Source organism: Helicobacter pylori (genome assembly GCF_001998165.1).
In the GTDB taxonomy this organism is placed as follows: Bacteria; Campylobacterota; Campylobacteria; order Campylobacterales; family Helicobacteraceae; genus Helicobacter; species Helicobacter pylori_DL.
In genome coordinates, this window is the sequence record NZ_MTWR01000091.1 from 1 (window position 1) to 889 (window position 889).

Consider the following 889-nt stretch of genomic DNA (forward strand, 5'->3'; position numbering starts at 1 on the left):
CCGGTTGCGCTTATGTGCAAGAAACCATAACGAAATTAACCAACAGCATCGCGCATTTTGGCACTCAAGCGCAGCAGATAGAACAAGCCGAAAACATCGCTGACACTCTAGTGAATTTCAAATCTAGATACAGCGAATTGGGCAACACCTATAACAGCATCACTACCGCGCTCTCTAGTATCCCTAACGCGCAAAGCTTGCAAAATGCGGTGAGCAAAAAGAATAACCCCTATAGCCCCCAAGGCATAGAAACCAATTACTACTTGAATCAAAATTCTTACAACCAAATCCAAACCATTAACCAAGAGTTAGGCAGAAACCCCTTTAGGAAAGTGGGTATTGTTAGCTCTCAAACCAATAATGGTGCCATGAATGGGATCGGTATCCAGGTGGGTTACAAACAATTCTTTGGCCAAAAAAGGAAATGGGGCGCTAGGTATTACGGCTTTTTTGATTACAACCATGCGTTCATCAAATCCAGCTTTTTCAACTCGGCTTCTGATGTGTGGACTTATGGCTTTGGAGCGGACGCCCTCTATAACTTCATCAACGATAAAGCCACCAATTTCTTAGGCAAGAACAACAAGCTCTCAGTGGGGCTTTTTGGTGGCATTGCGTTAGCGGGCACTTCATGGCTTAACTCTGAATATGTGAATTTAGCCACCGTGAATAACGTCTATAACGCTAAAATGAATGTGGCGAACTTCCAATTCTTATTCAACATGGGGGTGAGGATGAATTTAGCCAGATCTAAGAAAAAAGGCAGCGATCATGTAGCCCAGCATGGGATTGAACTAGGGCTTAAAATCCCTACCATTAACACGAACTACTATTCCTTTATGGGGGCTGAACTCAAATACCGCAGACTCTATAGCGTGTATTTGAATTA

1 pseudogene is annotated in these 889 nt (G+C 43.2%); it reads left to right on the forward strand.

Annotated elements, in window-relative coordinates:
* Positions 1-889 (forward strand): annotated as a pseudogene (gene babB / locus BZK24_RS08245) (Hop family adhesin BabB); the annotation flags it as partial.